General features: G+C 54.9%; 17 protein-coding genes. 7 read left to right on the forward strand and 10 right to left on the reverse strand.

Annotation, left to right across the window (positions count from 1 at the left end; genetic code table 11):
• Window position 1: 1 nt before the first annotated feature.
• The 3 genes from BMY44_RS07375 to BMY44_RS07385 form a co-directional block, all read right to left on the reverse strand.
• Window positions 2-2773 (reverse strand): TRAP transporter permease, encoded by a 2772-nt coding sequence (locus BMY44_RS07375; RefSeq protein ID WP_089992208.1) that lies wholly within the window; start codon window positions 2771-2773, stop codon window positions 2-4.
• 113 nt (window positions 2774-2886) lie between these two features.
• Entirely contained in the window at window positions 2887-3849 is a 963-nt protein-coding gene (locus BMY44_RS07380; RefSeq protein ID WP_089992211.1) for a TAXI family TRAP transporter solute-binding subunit, read from the reverse strand.
• A gap of 92 nt (window positions 3850-3941) precedes the next feature.
• Entirely contained in the window at window positions 3942-4511 is a 570-nt protein-coding gene (locus BMY44_RS07385; RefSeq protein WP_089992214.1) for a cupin domain-containing protein, read from the reverse strand.
• A 323-nt stretch (window positions 4512-4834) separates the two neighbouring features.
• On the opposite strand from BMY44_RS07385, the gene gabT reads away from it, so the two are divergent.
• The 3 genes from gabT (at window position 4835) to mgtE (ending at window position 9151) form a co-directional block, all read left to right on the forward strand.
• Entirely contained in the window at window positions 4835-6157 is a 1323-nt protein-coding gene (gene gabT, locus BMY44_RS07390; protein ID WP_089994664.1) for a 4-aminobutyrate--2-oxoglutarate transaminase, read from the forward strand.
• A 136-nt stretch (window positions 6158-6293) separates the two neighbouring features.
• Complete coding sequence (locus BMY44_RS07395) at window positions 6294-7613, forward strand: aspartate aminotransferase family protein (protein ID WP_089992217.1); 1320 nt, start codon at window positions 6294-6296, stop codon at window positions 7611-7613.
• 131 nt (window positions 7614-7744) lie between these two features.
• Window positions 7745-9151 (forward strand): magnesium transporter, encoded by a 1407-nt coding sequence (mgtE, locus tag BMY44_RS07400; protein WP_089992220.1) that lies wholly within the window; start codon window positions 7745-7747, stop codon window positions 9149-9151.
• Between the two features lie 16 nt (window positions 9152-9167).
• Here mgtE and BMY44_RS07405 read toward each other — a convergent pair whose 3' ends face one another.
• The 3 genes from BMY44_RS07405 to BMY44_RS18180 all read right to left on the reverse strand — a co-directional run bounded on the left by BMY44_RS07405 (window position 9168) and on the right by BMY44_RS18180 (window position 11628).
• Window positions 9168-10835, reverse strand: coding sequence for a sensor histidine kinase (locus tag BMY44_RS07405; RefSeq protein WP_242650546.1), 1668 nt, complete (start codon window positions 10833-10835; stop codon window positions 9168-9170).
• Between the two features lie 62 nt (window positions 10836-10897).
• Complete coding sequence (locus BMY44_RS07410) at window positions 10898-11458, reverse strand: RNA polymerase sigma factor (protein ID WP_089992226.1); 561 nt, start codon at window positions 11456-11458, stop codon at window positions 10898-10900.
• The gene (locus tag BMY44_RS18180) at window positions 11455-11628 is read right to left on the reverse strand and encodes a NepR family anti-sigma factor (protein WP_165611801.1); all 174 of its coding nucleotides are present in this window, start codon (window positions 11626-11628) and stop codon (window positions 11455-11457) included. Before BMY44_RS18180 ends, BMY44_RS07410 begins: the two co-directional genes overlap by 4 nt.
• Window positions 11629-11725: 97 nt before the next feature.
• On the opposite strand from BMY44_RS18180, the gene BMY44_RS07415 reads away from it, so the two are divergent.
• Entirely contained in the window at window positions 11726-12541 is an 816-nt protein-coding gene (locus BMY44_RS07415; RefSeq protein WP_089992228.1) for a response regulator, read from the forward strand.
• Window positions 12542-12623: 82 nt separating this feature from the next.
• Here the strand turns inward: BMY44_RS07415 and BMY44_RS07420 are convergent, their stop codons facing one another.
• From BMY44_RS07420 to BMY44_RS07430, 3 genes are all read right to left on the reverse strand, one after another.
• Window positions 12624-13121: a Dps family protein gene (locus BMY44_RS07420; RefSeq protein ID WP_089992230.1), complete on the reverse strand. Its 498-nt coding sequence runs from the start codon at window positions 13119-13121 to the stop codon at window positions 12624-12626.
• A 13-nt stretch (window positions 13122-13134) separates the two neighbouring features.
• Window positions 13135-13296: a DUF1328 domain-containing protein gene (locus tag BMY44_RS07425; protein ID WP_089994665.1), complete on the reverse strand. Its 162-nt coding sequence runs from the start codon at window positions 13294-13296 to the stop codon at window positions 13135-13137.
• 99 nt (window positions 13297-13395) lie between these two features.
• Window positions 13396-13776: a hypothetical protein gene (locus tag BMY44_RS07430; protein WP_131801586.1), complete on the reverse strand. Its 381-nt coding sequence runs from the start codon at window positions 13774-13776 to the stop codon at window positions 13396-13398.
• A 49-nt stretch (window positions 13777-13825) separates the two neighbouring features.
• Between BMY44_RS07430 and BMY44_RS07435 the strand changes: the two genes are divergently transcribed.
• A complete protein-coding gene (locus tag BMY44_RS07435; RefSeq protein WP_089992237.1) occupies window positions 13826-14554 on the forward strand; it encodes a Crp/Fnr family transcriptional regulator in 729 nt (242 codons plus the stop codon).
• 66 nt (window positions 14555-14620) lie between these two features.
• Entirely contained in the window at window positions 14621-14809 is a 189-nt protein-coding gene (locus BMY44_RS07440) for a PLDc N-terminal domain-containing protein (RefSeq protein WP_089992240.1), read from the forward strand.
• 146 nt (window positions 14810-14955) lie between these two features.
• On the opposite strand, the gene BMY44_RS07445 is transcribed toward BMY44_RS07440, so the two are convergent.
• The gene (locus BMY44_RS07445) at window positions 14956-15951 is read right to left on the reverse strand and encodes an AI-2E family transporter (protein WP_089992242.1); all 996 of its coding nucleotides are present in this window, start codon (window positions 15949-15951) and stop codon (window positions 14956-14958) included.
• Between the two features lie 113 nt (window positions 15952-16064).
• Here BMY44_RS07445 and BMY44_RS07450 point away from each other — a divergent pair, with 113 nt between their 5' ends.
• A complete protein-coding gene (locus BMY44_RS07450; protein WP_089992245.1) occupies window positions 16065-16265 on the forward strand; it encodes a CsbD family protein in 201 nt (66 codons plus the stop codon).
• The last annotated feature ends 120 nt before the right edge of the window (window positions 16266-16385 follow it).

Below are 16385 nucleotides of genomic sequence, written 5' to 3' on the forward strand. Positions count from 1 at the left end.
CTTACGCTCCTTCTGCTGCTGTCTTGCGCACCGGCTGCCCGCGTCCGCGCTGGAGCATCACCACCAGTCCAAGGAGAAGCAACGCGGGGATGAACATCCAGTATTTAGACGGTTGCGGGACAGGTTTGCGCACTTGTTCGATGGTTTGGTCCCAATCGAGGCCAGCAGCCGCTGCCGGACTATCAAATGTCACGTTATCAATGATCACACTTTCTTCATTGACGATGTAGTCAACGCCGGATGCCAGCAACCGATCTTCGCCTGTTTCACCTTCACTGACCGGTAAAAGCGCCGTGAACGTTACCGGATCGCCGACATTATTCAGACCGCTGACCTGCAGCCGAAGGTTGTCACCGACAGCAGTATCCATTGCCGCTTCCGCGATCGATGCTGGTGCGACATCCTCAAAGGGTGGCGCGACCATATCCATCCAGAATCCCGGACGGAACAATGTGAAGGCCACGAGCAGGAGCGCAACGGTTTCATAGATCCGGTTACGCGTCAGGAACCAGCCCTGCGTCGCCGCCGCAAACAAGAGCATTGCGACGGTGGCCGTGATGAACACGAAAATCCCCTGCCCCCATCCCACGTTGATCAACAGCAGGTCGGTGTTGAAGATGAACAGGAATGGCAGCGCTGCTGTGCGCAAGCTGTAGAAGAATGCGACAACACCCGTGCGGATCGGATCACCGCCGGACACCGCTGCCGCCGCAAACGACGCAAGCCCCACTGGCGGTGTCACATCCGCCATGATCCCGAAGTAGAATACGAAGAGGTGCACTGCGATCAGCGGTACGATCAATCCGTTCTGCTGGCCCAAGGTCACGATAACCGGTGCCAGCAATGCTGAAACGACGATGTAATTGGCCGTTGTTGGAAGGCCCATGCCAAGGATCAGGCTAAGAATTGCTGTCAGCACGAGGATCGCCATGATGTTACCACCCGACAGAACCTCGACAACGTCGGCGAGTGCGGACCCCACACCTGTCTGACTGACCGATCCCACGATGATACCGGCTGTCGCAGTGGCGATACCGATGCCGATCATGTTGCGCGCACCGGCGACAAGGCCTTCGAGGAGATCGCCGAAGCCTTCGCCAATCGCGCCACCAAGGTTACCTTCGCCCCGAAGGATCGCCATAAGCGGACGTTGGGTGACGAGGATAAAGACCATGAAAGACGCGGCCCAGAAGGCGCTGAGCCCAGGTGACAGACGGTCAACCATCAGCGCCCAAACAAGCACCACCACGGGCAGGATGTAATGCAGGCCGCTGCGGATCGTCGGCCCCGGTATCGGCAATTTTGTGACTGGTGCGTCCGGATCTTCCATCCGCAATGGTTCTTCACGCGACGCAATCCAGAGCAAGCCGATGTAAACGGCCGTCAGAAAACCAAACACGACATAGATTGCTGCATCGCCAAAAGCTGGTCTGATCCAGCCCATCAGGTAGTAGACTGCAAAACTCAGTGCGCAGATGGCAGCGATCGTGAAGGCTATGGAAATCAGCCACGCAACCCATGGTTTGGGTTCGACTGCGCGTGGCAGCCCCTGCATGTCCGCTTTCATCGCTTCAAGGTGCACGATGTAGACAAGTGCAATGTAGGAGATCACGGCAGGCACGAAGGCGTGCTTGACCACATCGAAATAAGGGATGCCGACGTATTCAACCATGAGGAAGGCCGCGGCCCCCATGACGGGTGGCATGATCTGCCCGTTGACAGATGATGCAACCTCGACCGCCCCCGCCTTTTCCGACGAGAACCCGACACGTTTCATCAGCGGGATCGTGAATGTGCCGGTTGTTACGACATTGGCAATGGACGACCCTGAAATAAGACCTGTCATCGCCGAAGAAACGACGGCAGCCTTTGCCGGCCCGCCCCGCAGGTGCCCCATCAGGCTGAATGCGACCTGGATGAAGTAGTTTCCCGCCCCTGCCTTATCCAGCAGAGAACCGAAAAGCACAAAGAGGAAGACGAAAGATGTCGATACGCCCAAAGCGATGCCGAAGACGCCTTCTGTCGTGATCCATTGGTGGTTCACGACTTCGGACAGATTGTTGCCCTTGTGCGCGATGATGGAAGGCATCAGCGGCCCGAGGAATGTATAGGCGAGGAAGACCGTCGCGACGATCATCAGCGCCGGTCCAAGCGCACGGCGTGTGGCTTCGAGTAGCAACAATATCCCGACGACAGCGACAGCATAATCCTGAAGGATCGGTGCACCAACGCGCGTGGCGATACCGTCATAGAAGACATAGAGGTAAAGCGCAGCAAGCGCGCCAACGATGGCGAGGCCCCATTCCCAGAATGGGATGTGAGTCTTCGGTGATCCAAGGATGATCGCCGCTATCAAAAGAACGCCGGGGATGGGTATCCACCAGACGGGAACACCTTCTTTTGAGCCATAGATAAAGAGAAACGTCAGCAGCGCCGGTACGATGAGGGCCAGAATGAGTTGGGCTCTTGTGCGGGCCGCTGGATAGGCCGCGAAGGCCAGAAACAAGGCGAATGCGAGATGAATCGATCTGGCTTCGGTATCATTGAAAACGCCCCATCCGATCATGAACGGCAGAGGCGACGCAATCCAGAGCTGGAACAGGGACCAGACAAGTGCGACGGCGACCAGCATCTTTCCAACGAAGCCCGCAGGACTGCGACCGCCGGTGTCAGAGGAGGCAACCAGTTCGTCAAGTTCTGCCTGACTAAGTCCACCCCTGCCCGCCGCGGCATTTTCGACTGCGGCTGCTTCGAATTGCTTGTCGTCACTCATGGTGCTGTCCCCCAGACCTAGTGCTGTAAGCGCTCATGCGTCTATGTTTTTCGTGCGCTCCCTCGCTGGGATACCCGCTGCCGGGTATCCCACTTTTCGTATCGTCAGCAGGATCAGTTGATCCAGCCACGCTCGCGGTAGTACTGTTCTGCACCCGGATGCAGCGGCGCGCTCAGGCCGTCCGCGATCATGTCTTCCTCCTCCAGTGTAGCGAAGGCAGGATGCAGTCCCTTGAAGCGATCAAAGTTATCGAACACGGCCTTGACGACGGTATAGACAACCTCGTCGGATACGTCGGCAGAAGTGACAAAGGTCGCTTTCACGCCGAAGGTTTGCGTGTCTTCGTCATTGCCGCGGTAAAGGCCACCGGGGATAGTCGCACTGGCGTAGTACGGGTTTTCTGCCACAAGCGTATCAATGGCTTCGCCAGTGACATTCACCAGACGGGCATCGACTGTCGAAGTGGCTTCCTGAATGGACCCGTTTGGATGACCGACCGTATAGATGATCGCATCGACCTTGTTATCGCCAAGCGCTGCGGACTGTTCAGCTGGCTTGAGTTCAGAAGCAAGTCCGAAGTCATCCGTTGAACGGCCCATTGCTTCAAGCACAACATCCATCGTTGCGCGTTGACCAGAGCCGGGATTACCGACGTTCACACGCTTCCCGAACAGGTCATCGAAGTTTTCGATACCGCTGTCGGCCCGCGCCACGACTGTGAAGGGTTCGCCATGGACAGAAAAGACTGCCCGCAGTTTGTCATAGGGGTCGCCTTCAAACTCGGACGAACCGTTGTAGGCGTGGAACTGCCAGTCAGATTGCGCAACACCCATATCCATGTCACCAGCCTTGATCGCGTTGATGTTCGCGATGGACCCGCCGGTAGATGGCGCTGTGCATTTGAGGTTGTGCTCGGCTGTGCCACGGTTCACCAGACGGCAAATGGACTGGCCCACAACAAAGTAGACGCCCGTCTGTCCACCCGTCCCGATCGTGATGAATTGTTCTTGTGCCGCGACAGACTGTCCGGTCAGCAAAGCAGCGGACAGTATCGCTCCTACTTTCATCATTTTCATTCGTTTCTCCCTATTTTCTTGGCTTGAGTAAGCAGCTTTTAGGCTGCCATCGATTCAGGAAGCGTAAGGCCCCCCAGAAAAAATTACAAATTTCAGAACGTTGGCGGCGTACAGGCACTGACAATCGTACAGTCCTTGTCGCCAATATTCCGAAATCTGTGTGGCAGCCGGCTATCGAAAAGATAGCCTTCGCCAGGATTCAAAACGCGCACTTGGTCGTTCACCGTGATCTCGATCACGCCAGAGACGACGATACCCGCCTCCTCACCCTCGTGGCTCAGCATATCTGGCCCTGTATCTGTCCCCGGCGGGTAGCGTTCGTGCAGCATCTGGAGACTGTGTTCGAGTGCATTCCCCAATTGCCGCAATGACAAACGTGCGGCTTTGTCGCCGAGGCCAATATCGTCAGGTGACAGCTCTACAAACTCGTTTGTCCCATAAAAATACTTCGGCGGTCCGGTGCTCTCCACTTCGGCAAAGAACTCCGACATGGTCATCTGGATTCCGTCAAGCAGCGCTTTGAGTGAGGCAACCGACGGACTGCTCTTGTTCTGTTCGATGTTGGAGATCGCGCCGCTGGTCAGTCCGGCACGCTCTGCGAGGTCGCGCTGCGACATCTTGCGCGATTCCCGCACAGCTCGGAGTTTTCCTCCAATATCCAAGGCGCGTCTCTCCCTATTTTTAGCTTATGATTGTTATTCTAAGCACCGCAGGGGCACCTCCGTCAACGAAAAAGTTCTTCCATTCCAACCGCTCAACTGCAGTATAGGCGGTTTTTCTGCACTTCCTCGCCAAATTGTTTGACAACTATAATAATCAGGCTGTAAATATTTTCATCACTTTCAGACTTCTGAAACCGGAGTTTTCCATGACAAAAAAATCTGCCGCGACCAAAAGCGCGCCCGCCAAATCCAATGCCAAGAAAACGAAAGCGAAAACCACGAAATCCGAGGTTGTTGCCAAGCTTGCCGCTGACGTATCAGCGATGAATATCGCACAAACATCCAATGCGGCGTTGCTCAAGCGCCGTGAGGCATCAGTTCCGCGCGGGGTCGCATCCGCTGCGCCGATTTTTGCGTCTTACGCCGAGAACTCCGAGCTTTGGGATGTCGAAGGCAATCGCTATATCGACTTTGCAGGCGGGATCGCTGTTCTGAATACCGGCCATCGCCATCCGTCTGTTGTCGCAGCAGCCAAGGCGCAGGAAGACCGCTATACGCACACGTCTTTTCAGGTTGTCCCTTACGAACCCTATGTGGCGCTGGCTGAAAAGCTGAATGCGTTGGCTCCGGGTGATGCACCGAAAAAGACGCTGCTGGTCACAACCGGGGCCGAAGCCGTCGAGAACGCAGTCAAGATCGCGCGTGCCCACACGGGCCGACCTGGCGTGATCGCATTCACTGGCGGCTATCATGGCCGCACACTCCTGACGCTGGGCATGACCGGCAAAGTCACACCATACAAAAAAGACGTCGGCCCATTTCCTTCTGACATTTTCCGCGCACCCTTCCCTGATGCACGCAACGGGATCACGGTGCAGGACGCACTGAACGGGCTTGAAACAATGTTTCTTACAGATGCCGATCCATCACGGGTGGCCGCGATCATCCTGGAACCTGTTCTGGGCGAAGGCGGCTATGTTCCTGTTCCGACCGAAATGTGGATCGCCCTGCGCGAGATTTGCAACAGGCACGGGATTCTCCTGATCGCTGATGAAATTCAGGCTGGCTTTGGCAGAACTGGCGCATGGTTCGCCATATCCCATTCCGGAGTGGTGCCTGATATGATCACCGTCGCGAAATCCATGGCTGGCGGATATCCAATTGCCGGCGTCATCGGTCGTGCTGACATCATGGACGCACTTGCACCGGGTGGACTTGGTGGCACTTATGGCGGCAACCCTGTTGCCTGTGCCGCTGCCCTTGCTGCGATCGAGGCGATTGAATCCGAAGACCTTTTGGCACGCTCCACTGCGTTGGGCGAAATTTTCCGCGCCCGTTTTGCTGAGATAGGCGCGCGCACGGCCCCCTACCGGATGTGGGACATTCGCGGCCTTGGTGCGATGCTAGCTGTTGAATTCGTCACCGACTTTGAAACGGCGAAACCCGACGCTGCATTGACGAAATCGGTTATTGCACATGCGCTGAAGCGTGGCCTGATCCTGCTGTCTTGTGGCATGCACGGCAACGCACTGCGGATCATGGTGCCGCTGACCGCGTCCGATGCCATTATCGACGAAGGTCTTGCGATCTTCGAAGCCGCGCTTGCCGATGCTATTGCGGCCGAAAGCCATCTTGCTGCTATTTAGGTAGCGGCCTTGGCAGACCCATGGCACTGGCTTTGCCATGGGACCATCTGCCCTGCCCGTTTTCATTTTTACCTTGATGGGTCAGACTGTGTGGGCGGGACTAACGTCGGGTGTCCGCCAATAGGGGGAATTTCTGATGTCGCATATTTTTGCCCGCCACTGTCATGCTTCACCGCCCACTGCGGTTGGCGGAGACGGATGTTACCTGATGGATTCAACTGGAAAGCGGTATCTTGACGGTTCCGGTGGTGCAGCCGTCAGCTGCCTTGGACACAGTGACCCCGCAGTGACAGAGGCCGTCAAATCGCAAATGGACTCGCTCGCGTTCGCGCATACCGGGTTCTTCACGTCCGAGCCTGCGGAAAGACTTGCCGATCTTCTTATCGCCAATGCACCCGGTGATCTGGACAAGGTCTATCTGGTTTCGGGCGGATCCGAAGCAACCGAAGCGGCCATTAAACTGGCGCGGCAATACTGGGTTGAAAAAGGCGAACCCAAACGCAGCCGCCTGATTGCCCGCAAGCAAAGCTATCACGGCAATACCATCGGCGCATTGAGTGCGGGTGGAAACGAATGGCGCCGTCAGCAATTCGGGCCCCTTCTCTTGGACGTGAGCCATATCGACCCCTGTAATGCCTATCGCCTTCAGCAGGACGGTGAAAGCGCGGAGGACTATGGCCTGCGCGCAGCCCAGGCTTTGGAGGATGAAGTCCTGCGCCTTGGCCCTGAAACAGTGATGGCGTTTATGGCTGAACCTGTGGTCGGTGCGACGGCTGGTGCACTCACCCCTGCCCCCGGATACTTCAAGCGGATCAGGGAAATCTGTGACCGCTACGGTGTATTGTTGATCCTTGACGAGGTCATGTGCGGCATGGGCCGCACTGGAAGTCTGTTTGCGTGCGAACAGGATGGCATTGCTCCTGACGTCGTCTGCATCGCAAAGGGACTTGGTGCGGGGTACCAGCCGATCGGCGCGATGCTTTGCACGTCTGACATATTTAGCACGATTGCTGATGGGTCCGGCTTTTTCCAACACGGCCATACCTATCTGGGCCACCCTGCAGCCGCCGCCGCAGGACATGCCGTCGTCAGCGCCATCCTTGATCGCGATTTGGTCTCACGGGTCAATACGCAGGGTGATCTGCTAATGCAGCAACTCGAACAGCGGTTTGGCCAGCACCCAAACGTTGGTGACATTCGCGGGCGCGGGTTGTTTCGCGGCATCGAGCTTGTCGCGGATCGCGCGACGAAAGACCCGTTTGATCCCAATCGAGGTGTGGCCGCCAAAATCAAGAAGGCTGCCTTTGAAGAAGGTCTGATCTGCTATCCCATGTCAGGTACGATCGACGGCCGCAGAGGTGATCATGTTTTGCTCGCCCCACCCTTCATTATCGATGATGCGCAAATCGATGAACTGGTGGACAAGCTGGATCGCGCGATCAGTAAGGTCATCTGAGTCTCCCTACGCCATGACCGACTTCCCGCGCTTCACAGTCAATTGGCACTCCGGCTTTCGGGCGGCGCGCAATTGCTGCATTTGACGTCAACACCATCCAGCCCCCATTGGAATGAAAGGGAATCGGCATCATGACCGATCAACACGACCCCGACAGCAACCCATCTGACGATCTTCAAATCGAGGATACGACGCGTTCCGTGCGGGAACAGCTGAAAGATGCCGTCGATCAACGCGATGTCGAAAAGATCGAGGCACTGCTCGAACCGTTGCCGCTGAGTGGCAAGATGCGGCAGCTTCTGAACCTGTCACAGGACGACCGTGATCTACTTCTTGAAGTCGTCAATGCCGAACTGGCAGCTGATCTGGTCGAGGAAGCGCCCTTTGAGGCAGCGACCGAAATGGTCGAGCGCATGGAAGCGTCCCGGGCGGCAGAAATCTTCGAAGAACTGGATTCAGACCTTCAGGCCGACTTGATTGGCGATCTGGATGACGACGAGGCAGAAGCCATTCTGTCGCGGCTTGATCCGGAAGATGCGGCCGATGTCAGACGTCTGGTAACGTATGACGACGACACCGCCGGTGGCTTGATGGTGGCTGAGTCATTCTCGTTCCCTGACACAGCTACCGTTGGTGCAGTACTGCGCAGCATGGTCAGTGATGACGACGATTTCGAGCGATATCGCGGCCAGCACCCCTATGTCGTTGATGCGGACAGACACCCTGTCGGCGTTGTATCCTTGCGTGGTCTCTTGACGGCCAAACGCAGCGACAAACTGACAACAATCATGACGCCCCCGATCACGGTTGATGCGGACCTTTCGCTGGATGATCTGCAGGATTTGTTCGACGGCAACAATTTCCTTGGCCTTCCTGTCGTTGACTCAACCGGCAGACTCGCCGGGGTCGTGTCCCGAAGTGCGGTCGATGGCGCCGCATTGGAGCGGTCGGAAAGCGAAAGCCTCAAACGTCAGGGTGTTGTCGGAGATGAAGTCCGCGCGATGCCGCTCTGGATCCGCTCTCGGCGCAGGCTGGCGTGGCTATCGGCAAATATCGTGCTGAACATCATCGCAGCAAGTGTGATTTCAGCTTACGAGGAAACGCTGGCTGCCGTTATCGCAATCGCGGTATTCCTTCCGATGGTGTCGGACATGTCCGGATGTTCTGGAAATCAGGCAGTCGGTGTTACGATGCGGGAATTGTCGCTTGGTATTGTTCAGCCAAAGGACGCCTTTCGCGTTTGGCTGAAAGAAGTTTCCGTTGGTATGATCAATGGGTTGGCCCTTGGCGTGTTGATCGGTTTTGTTGCGTTCATTTGGAAAGGCAACCCTTTTTTGGGATTGGTAATCGGTCTGGCGTTGGCGATAAATACGGTAATTGCCGTGTCTATCGGTGGGGTCGTACCGCTGCTGTTGAAACGACTCAAGCAGGATCCTGCAGCGGCAAGTGGGCCCCTTTTGACGACTATAACCGATATGGCCGGCTTTTTTCTTGTTCTCAGTCTAGCGACATTGATGATGCCACTTCTGCTGTCCTGAAAACCGCAAGTGGGACTCAATAGTCCTGTGTTTCGATTTCGAACTCGGCAACTGTAAATGTCAGGCTTAGGGTAAACAGACCGTCTTGATTGTGGGTTTCAAGTTCTGCCCCGAGCTTTGTAGCAAATGCGCGTATCAACTTGCCACCAACACCGCCGCCGATCTCGTCCGGGATGCTTTCGGTCGTGTTTGAAATCTTGAAAGCACATGTATTGCCAGTTGATTTCAACGAGACATCAAGAACACTTGGCCCGTCCACCGGCGCGCGCATGAACTTTACCGCATTTGTCATGGTTTCGGCCGCCAAAAGCGAGAGCGGGACAGCCTGATCGGGAAGCAGCAGGACAGAGTCGATATCCAGACGCAAATCGAGTTGGGATCGATCAATCGGGCTTAATTCAATCGTCTGTTCGACGTTCCGCTTGATTAATTCCCCGACGTCGACCCTGCCACCTTTGGGTGAAGTATATAAGTCGCGGTGGATGCTTGCGAGATTTGTAACCCGATCTTGGATTTTTTGCAGGTTCTCAACGGTTTCATCATGCGTGGCTGTCCGTATCTGCATATTCATGATCGATGCGATCATTTGCAGGTTGTTCTTCACGCGGTGATGGACCTCTTTCAGGAGAATATTTTTTTCGCGCACCATGTCTTCGAGCCGCGCTTCCTCGCGTACGATCGCGTCGGTCATTTCAAGGAAGCGGGCATTCAGAACTTGCAACTCGTTCGGCATTTCCGCTGTCACACGCGTCGACGCTACTTTCCGCTTTGTCGCGAACAGGTCCATGTCAGCGCGCAGACGCGAGATATGCCGCAGAACAAGCGAATAGATCGCCATCGCGGCCACAAGAAGACTTGCAATCCACATCAGCGCCGGAAAAAGCGCGGGTGGCAGCCGGTTGTACCAAGCACCATTGCGAAAATCGACAGAGGCGTTCCACACACCGAGAATTGTCAGCTGACCGTTTTCAACAGGAACAAGCGAGTAGATGTATTTATTTCCATCGGCACCCGTAGCACGGAACGTCCTAGAGCGAGTTGTGTCGACGTCGGTCAGGTTCCAATCGGAAGGCAGATACGCAAGGGCGTCTTCGCGATTGCCCTGTGCGGTGACGATGATGCCCATGTCATTGAACGTAATCAGCTCTTGCAGGCCATCACTACGCAATTTCTCGTCAAGGGAACTTGTATCCAAACGCTCATGCGGGACCGAAATGGTAACGTAACCTGCAAAGCTGTCGGCGATATAATATGGGTAGGATACGATGATAACCGACGTTCCGCTGGCAGGTGCGCCCGCATCGACCTCAATAAATGGACGGTCCCGCGCCGTCGCGTCTGCAAAATTGGGATATTCCGAGAAGTCGCTAACCGTACCGTCCGATGAACATTCCATGGTCCCGTCAAGCGGCATAACGCCGACAAAACTGAACAACTCTTCGCGTTCAACAAAGTTGCGCAGATAGTCCGAGCAGATGGCCGGGTCGTCCAACAGTTCCCCGACGACGTTACCGAGCATGTCACCGGCCCCGAACGCGCGTTCGATTGCGAGCCTGTCTTCCTGCGCAGCGCGGTCCGCGACAGCGAGCAAAGCCATTTCCGTGCTTCTTTCCGCAGCGCGGGCGACGCTCAGTGTCTGGTATACGGCGATCAGTCCAATCGGTAGCAGTGCAAGACCAAGCATCAGGATCACGCGAACCCTTATGCCATTCCGCCACGATTTGTGTTTGTTTCCGGTCTCGTCCATCAACGATCGACCAGTGAATGATCCTGCTGTATAACGGCGACAGTCGCGGTATCTGTCAGTTCCATTTCACCATCACCGTTCAATTCCAAAATTTCAGCCAGACGTTCACGCGCGCGATTCAATCGGCTTTTGATCGTCCCCATCGCGACGCCCGCTGTTGCCGCCGCTTCTTCGTATGAAAATCCTTGCACGCCGACAAGGACCAAAGCTTCGCGCTGTTCAACCGGCAAGGTTTCAAACGCCGTGCGAAAGTCCTTTAGGTGCAAACGACCATCATGATCTGGCTTTACAGAAAGTTTGGAGGAAAATGCGCCGTCGACGTCGGCGACTTCGCGCTTCGCGCGCTGGTGTTGCGTGTAATATGTGTTGCGGATGATCGTAAACAACCAGGCTTTCATGTTGGTGCCCGGTTTGTAGCGATCGATGTTCTTCCATGCTTTCAGCAAAGCGTCCTGCATGAGGTCGTCAGCCTTTGCACGGTTCCGCGTCAAGCTGCGTGCAAACCCGCGCATGTCAGCCAAATATTCCAGCAGTTCGTCCCGCGGATTTGGGGTACTCATTTTTCACCCTTGGGCATGTCTTCATCCTGCGCCTTTAATAGGCTCAGCATATCCTTCATCTCGTCCGGCATATCCTCGCTCGCATACTCATCGAACACCTCTTTTAGGTTTTCGTTGATATATTGCGCGATGAGTGTTTTACGTTTCGGGTCCGCGGGAGTTGACTTCATTGTGTCCGGCACCAAGTTTGCTCTCTAAGGTCTTGAAGGATACAACTAGTGCATCCACACATCGTTCCAAGATTCCAACTGATAAAAGGGGATTTTTATGTCTGTAGGTGCTGAAGAAGCCACATTCTCAGACTTTGTCGCGCAATCGTTGCCATATTTGCGTCGGTATGCCCGTGCGTTGACTGGTTCCCAAAAGAGCGGCGACAAGTACACAATCGCAACGCTTGACGTAATCCTGCGCGACCGCAGTATCGTCGAAGCTGCCGCGAGCATCAGGGAAGGCCTGTTCCAGTGCTTTCATGCCATCTGGGTCAGCAGTGGCCGTCAACTTGACATGGAAGAAGAAGGTATTGTGGGCCGCGCACATGGCCACCTTGCCAAACTGACCGTGAACTCGCGTGAGGTGCTTTTGCTCAACACGATCGAGGAGTTCAGTGTCGACGAAATAGCCAGAATCATCGGAACGGACGTTGAAGATGTGCAGCATCTTCTGGAAGTTGCGATTGCCGATATCGCGAAAAGCAGCGCTGGCAAAGTAATGATCATCGAAGACGAGCCGATCATTGCGGACGATCTGAGCGATATTGTCAGTGATCTGGGCCATCGTGTTACCGGTATCGCGCGGACTCGGGACGAGGCCGTGGCATTGGGCAAAGCCGAAAGGCCAGACCTGATCCTCGCCGATATCCAGCTAGCTGATAATTCGTCCGGAATTGATGCTGTTAATGATCTGCTGAACGATTTCGACATACCAGTCGTTTTCATCACGGCGTTTCCTGAAAGGCTGCTGACCGGCGATAGACCAGAACCCGCGTTCTTGATCTCAAAACCTTTCAAAGTGAAGCAGATCCGCTCTGCTGTCAGTCAAGCGATGTTCTTCTCATCGACCGAGACGCTGCAAAACGCATCATGACATGACGTGCGGCGACTGGTTGTCGCGCTGAATCAAAAAGCCCCGCATCATCTGCGGGGCTTTTTTCATTGAAGTTCCAGATTTACTCGGCGCAAAGCGCGCGAAGCATCCAGACCGCCTTCTCGTGGAACGCTGAACGTGCTGTTGCAAGATCTTCCGTCACTGGATCCTTGTGCTTTCCGGCGAGTTCAACCAACGCGTGCAGACGGTGGGCGATGCGCTCGTGATCAGCAGCGAGATCTTCACACATATCGCCCGCGGACAGGATATCCGGCTTGTCTTCTATCACGGAGTCGCCGACGATCCCGTTCAATGTGGACGGCGCCAGTTTGCCGATTGCGCGGATCCGTTCTGCCAATTCGTCGGCCGCCGCAAACATGTTTTCATACTGGCCTTCGGTCAGGTTATGGACCGCAAAGAACATCGGGCCTGCGACATTCCAATGATACACGTGGGTCTTGAAGGTCAAACGGTAGGTGTCGGCCAATATATCGCCAAGTGCGGTGGCGAGGGCGTCCTGATCCGTAATACCGGTGTCGACCGATTTTTCTTCGCTGATAACGTTTAATGCGTTTGTCATTGTGCTTGCTCCGTTATCCGCGGACGGCACGTGCGATCAAGGAGATCACAAACAGTGCGATGAAGACAAAGAAGAGGATCTGTGCGATCCCTGCGGATGCACTTGCGATACCACCGAAGCCGAACACGGCCGCGATGAGCGCGATCACGAGAAAAGTTATGGCGTAGTAAAGCATTGTCAGCTCCATTTTTTATTCAGGGTTTGACCAGCGTGCGTGCTAGTCTGCTCTCTGATTGGAGGAACCGATTGATGCTACGTTTGTTCCGATGAATCTTTAATCAGCGCCACTCATGGCCAACACATCCTGCAATGCCCGACGAATGTGTTCGGATGTGAAAGGCAGCGAAACGTGGCGAGCTTGGGTGAAGAGACTTTCTTCCCCGATGTGAATGTGCGGCAGATTAAGGGCTTTTGCAGCAGCAGCCTGCTGAGGTGTTATATCGCCGTTGATGTAAGTCACCAGGCACGCAATGTCGGATTCGGTGTCAGTGATTGCTAACAAGAGTGCTGACTTGGCGGATGCGCAGATGAGCGCATCTGGGAAAGCGTTCATGATGACTTCTGTCACGTCGAGCGCGATGACCGGGTCTTCTGCTAGAATGACAAATTTTCGTTGCATGAAACAAATTCCGCTGGGGTTTGTTTCTTCTCGCAAGTTGTACGCAATCGTGCATTAACATAGGTTAATGAGGAGCCAACAAAATATGACGACCAAATGCGCCGACTGTCCTTTACGCAGACAGGAGCTCTTTGATCGTATGACAGAAGACGAAGTGCGCGTGATGCAACGCTTCAAAGTTGGCGAGCTAAAAGTTGATTCTGGAACCCCCCTCCTGATGGAAGGATCAAACAGCCCGCAATTGTTTACTGCGTTGCGTGGTATGGGGTTGCGTTCGAAATTGCTTTCTGACGGGCGTCGGCAGGTCGTCAACCTCGTATTGCCAGGTGACTTTATCGGGCTCCAAGCCGCTTTGATGAGCGAGATGGGTCACTCTGTCGAAGCGACGACCGCCATGACCCTCTGCGTGTTCGATCGCTCGGAGTTCTGGTCATTCTTCCGTGACAATCCGCGTCGTGCATTTGCAATCAGTTGGCTGGCTGCCGTCGAGGAACACTTTCTTGGCGATGCGCTCACGACACTTGGCCAACGGACCGCGCTGCAGGCAGTGGCTTGGGCGCTGATCAAGGTGTTCAGCCGTGGGCAACACCTTGATCTTGTGCATAAAAACCGTATGCCCTTCCCCTATCGCCAGCAGGACATCGCGGACGCGCTCGGCCTGTCACTTGTCCATACCAACCGCACCCTCAAGCAATTGCGCGAGCGGCAACTTGTATCGTGGCAGGACGGGGAATTGGTCGTGATTGACCCGCAGAAACTGGCCGATGTCGCCATGGTCGAAAGCATTGAGCTTGTGACACGTCCCTTGGTTTAAGCTGGAACATTTTCTTTTCTTGCGGGTTTTTCCATTTGAGTAACATTCTCAAGGAGGGAAAATCTCATGGAATATGCAGGAATTGGCGGCTTCATCCTTTTGGCCCTGAACATCTGGGCGATTGTGTCGATCATCGGGTCTTCTGCCAGTACAGGTAGCAAGGTTCTTTGGACGCTTCTGGTCCTTGTCCTACCCTTGGTCGGCTTCATTATCTGGCTGATTGCCGGACCAAAATCAGCCGGCGCAACAGTTTAACCAACCTCCCCCCCCCCAAGGCTCATGAGCCTTGCACTGCCTAACTTTATCCCCGGTCTTCTGTCAGCATAGCTACTTATGCCTGCCAGAAGCCGGGGTTTCTTTTTGTGCGAATGCGGTGCGAGCTTTGGAAATGACAGGAAGATCTAAATCTTCTCTGCCTGTTCCTTGATCGCGATTGCCCAGATCAGCAGTGGAATTGCGATGATGCCGCCGACCGGACCCCATAACCAAAGCCACAGGACGAGCGACAGAAAGACAAGCAACGGATTGACGGACATCGTCCGACCGACCAGTGCAGGCGTTACAAATTGACCTTCGGTCATGTTCATCAAGACATATGCGATTGCGGGTGCAAAACTGTATGGCCCATCAAACGTGACGACGCCTGCTGTCACAAGCGCGACGACGAAGACCGCAGGGCCTAGATACAACACGAAATTGACGAGTGCGGCGATGAACCCCCACAACGGGGCATAAGGCATGTCAAGAAGCAACAGAACGCCGCCAACAAGGAAACCAAAAGTCGTGTTGATGATTGTGATCGTCAGGAAATAGCGGGCGACCCGCTTTTCCGCTTCAACGAGATGCGCAGCTTTCAGGCGCAGGGTCGACCGGGTAACCCAGTCATAGACCTCAACACGTGCAAGCAGGAAAAAATAGAGTGTCCCGACGAAAATCATCAGCCGTCCAGCGTATCCCGGTGCTGACAACAGCGCATCTGTTACTGAAGGGAGCCTGACTGCGTCGTCCTCGTCAGGGGCGTCGTCGGGATTGAGCGCCTCTGCCATGTCCGCACTGACTTCCTCGATCCCGCGCAGTGTGGCCTGCGCGTCCGTGATCGTCGCCCGAAGTTCCAACCAGATGAGCGGCGCACGGTTAATGATGTCGGTGAGAATGGGTTCGAGAAAGAACACCAGCAGACCGATCAGCCCGAGGATGATCATAAGAGAGAAAAGCGCACCGACAGACGGTGGTATACCGCCCCGCCGCATAAAATCGGTCAATGGCGACAGAACGATACCGAGCACGACAGCAAGAAAAATGGGTGCCATGAGGCTCGCAGCAATATCCAATGCAGCAAGCGTCACAATGATGGCGACAAGCCACAGCGCATAGTTGGGAGTGTTCTTCGCTGTCATGGCCCCTCGCTCTCTATTGAGGAACCGCCCTTAGAAAAAAATGTTCCGAGACGATGGAACAATCAATCAGCAAGATGGTTTTTTGATCGAAACGTCACCGAAAGGAAAAGCCAATGAACTGGGATCAAATCAAAGGTCAATGGAAACAACTAAAGGGTCAGGCCCAAGAGAAGTGGGGCGACCTGACAGATGATGACCTCGACAAGGTAGAAGGTAACCGCGAGCAGCTCGAGGGACTTCTTCAGGAGAAGTACGGCAAATCAAAAGAAGCCGCGCGTGAAGAAGTCGATCAGTGGATGGCAAACGCGAAGTAATATCAGTCTGGGCGGGGTTAGCCCCGCCCGATTGAACCGAGTTAACCATGAAGTTGAGGCGTTCCTATGACTATGAGCATCAGAAGCATCCGATATAACCCAAGCACCGCAGCCTATGAA

Origin of the sequence: Cognatiyoonia koreensis (assembly GCF_900109295.1) — a bacterium.
GTDB classification, from domain to species: Bacteria; Pseudomonadota; Alphaproteobacteria; order Rhodobacterales; family Rhodobacteraceae; genus Cognatiyoonia; species Cognatiyoonia koreensis.

Coding starts and splice junctions, on each gene's coding strand:
- BMY44_RS07375 (WP_089992208.1), bottom strand. CDS start 2,773: ATGAGTGACGACAAGCAATTCGAAGCAGCCGCAGTCGAAAATGCCGCG.
- BMY44_RS07380 (WP_089992211.1), bottom strand. CDS start 3,849: ATGAAAATGATGAAAGTAGGAGCGATACTGTCCGCTGCTTTGCTGACC.
- gabT (WP_089994664.1), top strand. CDS start 4,835: ATGAATATCGCACAAACATCCAATGCGGCGTTGCTCAAGCGCCGTGAG.
- BMY44_RS07395 (WP_089992217.1), top strand. CDS start 6,294: ATGTCGCATATTTTTGCCCGCCACTGTCATGCTTCACCGCCCACTGCG.
- mgtE (WP_089992220.1), top strand. CDS start 7,745: ATGACCGATCAACACGACCCCGACAGCAACCCATCTGACGATCTTCAA.
- BMY44_RS07405 (WP_242650546.1), bottom strand. CDS start 10,835: ATGCTTGGTCTTGCACTGCTACCGATTGGACTGATCGCCGTATACCAG.
- BMY44_RS07410 (WP_089992226.1), bottom strand. CDS start 11,458: ATGAGTACCCCAAATCCGCGGGACGAACTGCTGGAATATTTGGCTGAC.
- BMY44_RS18180 (WP_165611801.1), bottom strand. CDS start 11,628: ATGAAGTCAACTCCCGCGGACCCGAAACGTAAAACACTCATCGCGCAA.
- BMY44_RS07415 (WP_089992228.1), top strand. CDS start 11,726: ATGTCTGTAGGTGCTGAAGAAGCCACATTCTCAGACTTTGTCGCGCAA.
- BMY44_RS07420 (WP_089992230.1), bottom strand. CDS start 13,121: ATGACAAACGCATTAAACGTTATCAGCGAAGAAAAATCGGTCGACACC.
- BMY44_RS07425 (WP_089994665.1), bottom strand. CDS start 13,296: ATGCTTTACTACGCCATAACTTTTCTCGTGATCGCGCTCATCGCGGCC.
- BMY44_RS07435 (WP_089992237.1), top strand. CDS start 13,826: ATGACGACCAAATGCGCCGACTGTCCTTTACGCAGACAGGAGCTCTTT.
- BMY44_RS07440 (WP_089992240.1), top strand. CDS start 14,621: ATGGAATATGCAGGAATTGGCGGCTTCATCCTTTTGGCCCTGAACATC.
- BMY44_RS07445 (WP_089992242.1), bottom strand. CDS start 15,951: ATGACAGCGAAGAACACTCCCAACTATGCGCTGTGGCTTGTCGCCATC.
- BMY44_RS07450 (WP_089992245.1), top strand. CDS start 16,065: ATGAACTGGGATCAAATCAAAGGTCAATGGAAACAACTAAAGGGTCAG.